Origin of the sequence: Intrasporangium sp. (assembly GCF_035280925.1) — a bacterium.
Classification (GTDB): domain Bacteria; phylum Actinomycetota; class Actinomycetes; order Actinomycetales; family Dermatophilaceae; genus Intrasporangium.
The window spans coordinates 1-4257 of sequence record NZ_DATEEY010000185.1; the positions used below are offsets into that span (position 1 = coordinate 1).

Here is a 4257-nt window from a genome sequence, read left to right on the forward strand (position 1 = left end):
CGTCTCGTTCACCGCGACGCCCGGCCGGGTCACCGGCTTCCTCGGCCCCAACGGCGCAGGCAAGTCCACGACGATGCGCATCATCGTCGGCCTGACTCCCGCGACGTCCGGCACCGCCCACGTCTGCGGTCGCCACTTCTCGGAGCTGCCCAACCCGGGGCGGGAGGTCGGGGTCCTGCTCGACGCGTCCGCTCAGCACGCGGGACGCACCGGTCGCGAGATCCTCACGCTGACCCAGCGCATCATGGGCCTGCCGGAAACGCGGGTCGACGAGATGCTCGACGTGGTCAGCCTCACCCCGGCGGAGGCGGGCCGTCGCGTGCGGGACTACTCGCTCGGGATGCGCCAGCGCCTGGGGATCGGCGCGGCCCTCCTCGGCGAGCCCGAGGTGCTCATCCTCGACGAGCCCGCGAACGGGCTTGACCCGGCCGGCATCCGGTGGATGCGGGACCTGCTGCGTGACTACGCCAACGGCGGCGCCACGGTGCTGCTCTCCTCGCACCTGCTCCACGAGATCGAGGTCATCGCCGACGACCTCGTCGTCATCGGCAACGGCCGCATCGTCGCCCAGGGCACCAAGAGCGAGCTGCTCGCCTCCGCCGGCACTCTGGTCCGGACCCCCGAGGTCGCTCTGCTCAGCGCGGCGCTCGCTGTCGCCGGCATCGACCACCAGGACGGCGACGGCCTGGAGGGCAACGGCACCCTGCGGGTCGAGGCCGACCCCGCCATCGTCGGTCAGGTGGCCCTCAAGGCCGGCGCGCCGCTCGTCGAGCTGCGCGCAGCCGAGGGCGCCGGACTGGAGGAGATGTTCCTCGAGCTCACCGCGGACACCCAGCGGGATCACCACGCCCACGACAACGCAGTAGAACCCACAGTAGGAGCAGTCTCATGACCGCCATCACTCCACGGATCCCCCCGGTCACCCACGGACCCGCCTCGGGCGAAGTCGTGGTGGGCGCCGCCCCCTCGGCGACCCTCGGGCCGCGCCCGGTCCGGGCCGCGGCTCTGGAGCGCATCCCGCTCTCGCGGATCGTCTCCCTCGAGCTGCGCAAGTCGTTCGACACCAAGTCCGGCTTCTGGCTGCTGGCGAGCATCGGCATCGCGTCGCTGCTCGCCACGATCGGGGTCATCCTCTTCGCCGCCGCCGACGAACGAACATTCAGCACCTTCACCCTGGCGACCGGCTTCCCGATGGCCATCATCCTGCCGATGATCGCGATCCTGTCGGTCACCAGCGAATGGAGCCAGCGCACCGGCCTGACCACCTTCACTCTCGTGCCGCACCGGGGTCGGGTCATCCTCGCCAAGGGCATCGCGGTCATCCTCGTCGCGATCGCCTCGATGCTGCTTGCATTCGCCATCGGTGCGGCCGGCAACGTCGTCGGCTCACTCATCGCCGGCACCGACGCGATCTGGGACCAGAGCCTTGCCGTCCTGGGCGCCATCGTGCTCGGCAACACGCTCGTGCTGCTCGTCGGCTTCATGCTCGGTCTGCTCATCCGCAACTCGGCCGGAGCGATGGTTGCCTACTTCGTCTTCGGCTTCGTCGCGCCTCCACTGCTCGAGCTGCTCGCCTTCACGCAGGACTGGTTCCGAGATGCGCACCCGTGGGTCGACCCGAACGTGACGCAGAAGCTCCTCTTCCACGGACCACTCGTGGGGGAGCAGTGGTCGCAGCTCGGTCTGACCTCGGTGGTCTGGCTCGTCGTGCCTCTGGCCATCGGGCTCTGGACGATGCTGCGGTCAGAGGTCAAGTAGATGCGCGCGGGGGCCACCGGGCAGATGTCCGGTCGAACCGTTCTGGTCACCGGAGCCACCAGTGGGATCGGCCGGGCGACAGCAGCTGGTCTCGCCGGCCTCGGTGCCCGCGTCGGCATCGTGGGCCGCGACGAGGAACGCGCCGAAGCGGTAGCGAGCGCGATCCGGGGAGCGAGCCCAGCGGCATACGTCGACGTGTTCGTTGCCGATCTGTCCTCGCAGGTGCAGGTGCGGCGGCTGGCCAGCCACGTGCTCGCCACCTATCGGCGGCTCGACGTGCTCGTCAACAACGTCGGCGGCTTCTGGGCGACCCGCCACGTCACGGCCGACGGCCTCGAGCGGACCTTCGCCGTCAACCACCTCGCGCCGTTCCTGCTGACCCGACTGCTCCTGGACCGTCTCGGGGAGGGCGGCCCTGCGCGCATCGTCGTGGTCGCGTCGGGGGCACACACGCTCGGCACCATCGACTTCGACGACCTTCAGGGGGATCACGGCTACTCCGGACCACGCGCCTACAACCAGTCCAAGCTCGCCAATGTCCTGTTCACCTACGAGCTGGCCCGGCGTCTCGGGCCGGGTCCCGTCACGGCCAACGCGCTGCACCCCGGGATGGTCCGCACCGGCTTTGGATCCGAGGACCAGCAGGTCGCCTGGAAGGTCGTCGCCCCGGTGATGCGACCGTTCCTGCGCAGTCCGGCGCGCGGGGCGCTCACGTCGATTCACCTTGCTGCCTCACCCGAGATGGAGGGCGTGACCGGCACCTACTTCGCCGACCGCCGACCCAAGCAGTCGAGCTCGCTCTCTCGTGACCCGGCGGTCGCCGCGCGGCTCTGGCAGGTCAGCACCGACCTCGTTGCGACCACCGCAGCCCGGTGATCCCGGCCGCTGGTCGTGGGCAATCACGGTCGTGAGCGCCGTACGGCCGCCGATAGGCTGGCGCCGTGATCGACATCAAGCTCCTGCGCGACGACCCCGACCGGGTTCGCGCCTCGCAACTGGCCCGGGGAGAGGACCCGGGGATCGTGGACGCGATCCTCGCTGCGGACGAGCGTCGGCGTTCCTCCCTCGGCGAGTTCGAGTCGCTGCGCGCGGAGCAGAAGGCGGTCAGCAAGGATGTCGGCGCGGCGATGGCGGCATTCCAGAGGGCGAGGAGGGCCGGCGCTCCCGACGCGGACCACCTGGAGGAGACCGCCCACACGGCGCGGACCAGGGCCGCGCGTCTGAGCGAGGAGGTCAAGGCGCTCGAGTCAGTCGCCGACGCGGCGGAGGCCGAGCTGACCGGGCTGCTACGCAGGGTGGGCAACGTCATCATCGACGGGGTGCCGAGCGGTGGTGAGGACGACTACGTCGTCCTCGAGACCATCGGGACACCGCGCGACTTCGCGGCTGAGGGTTTCGAGCCCCTCGACCACCTCGCGCTCGGGGAGCGCCTCGGTGCCATCGACATGGAGCGGGGCGCGAAGGTCGGTGGTGCCCGCTTCTACTACCTCACCGGGGTTGGCGCGCTGCTGGAGCTGGCACTGCTCAACCTGGCGATGGCGCAGGCCACCGGAGCGGGCTTCACGCCGATGATCACGCCGACGATGGCGCGGCCCGAGATCATGCTCGGCGCCGGCTTCATCGACGCTCATGCCGAGGAGGTCTACCGCCTCGAGGCCGACGACCTCTACCTGACCGGGACGTCGGAGGTGGCGTTGGCCGGCTACCACGCCGACGAGATCATCGACCTGTCCGCAGGGCCGAGGCGCTATGCGGGCTGGTCGGCGTGCTACCGGCGTGAGGCCGGGTCGCACGGCAAGGACACGCGGGGGATCATCCGCGTCCACCAGTTCCACAAGGTCGAGATGTTCAGCTACTGCCGGCCCGAGGAGGCCGAGGCCGAGCACCAGCGGCTGCTCGACTGGGAACGCGAGATGCTCGCCAAGATCGAGGTCCCGTACCGGATCATCGACATCGCGGCAGGAGACCTCGGTGGGCCGGCCGCGCGCAAGTTCGACTGCGAGGCCTGGGTCCCGACGCAGGGCAAGTACCGCGAGGTGACCTCGACGTCCAACTGCACGACCTTCCAGGCGCGCCGTCTGAACACGCGCGAGCGCGACCCCAACGGGTCCGGCACTCGCACGGTCGCGACCCTCAACGGCACCCTCGCGACGACCCGATGGATCGTGGCGGTCCTCGAGAACCACCAGCAGCCAGACGGCTCGGTCGTCGTCCCGGATGCGCTGCGACCGTTCCTCGGCCTGGACGTGCTCAAGCCGATCGCCTGACTCGCGACGACGTTTCCGGTTCGCCGGAAACAGTGCGCGGCAGGCCGATTCGTCCAGCTTGCCGCCCCGGCCACCGACCGAACCGGGAGCACGGCGTGAGTACGGGTACCCAGGTCCCCGGGGGCTGGTATCAGCCCGGCGGCGCGGCGCGTCTGCCTCGATGGTGGGCCGACGCGTCGTCCGGCGTCCCTGCCTCATGACGAACCAGAGAACCAGGAACACCGACGTGAAC

Annotated in this window: 4 protein-coding genes; all 4 read left to right on the forward strand. The window is 70.2% G+C overall.

The genetic code is table 11. The annotated features are described in order from the left end of the window. Positions 1-892 (forward strand): ABC transporter ATP-binding protein (locus tag VJN29_RS17155; RefSeq protein WP_324144857.1); only part of this gene is annotated, 892 nt, incomplete at its 5' end. Further along, positions 889-1758 carry an ABC transporter permease gene (locus VJN29_RS17160; RefSeq protein ID WP_324144858.1) on the forward strand — a complete coding sequence of 290 codons (870 nt, stop codon included), beginning with the start codon at positions 889-891 and terminating at the stop codon, positions 1756-1758. The genes VJN29_RS17155 and VJN29_RS17160, both read left to right, overlap by 4 nt. Then, a complete protein-coding gene (locus tag VJN29_RS17165) occupies positions 1759-2634 on the forward strand; it encodes an SDR family oxidoreductase (protein WP_324144859.1) in 876 nt (291 codons plus the stop codon). It begins immediately after the preceding gene. A gap of 65 nt (positions 2635-2699) precedes the next feature. Next, complete coding sequence (gene serS / locus VJN29_RS17170) at positions 2700-4025, forward strand: serine--tRNA ligase (RefSeq protein WP_324144860.1); 1326 nt, start codon at positions 2700-2702, stop codon at positions 4023-4025. Positions 4026-4257 lie beyond the last annotated feature (232 nt).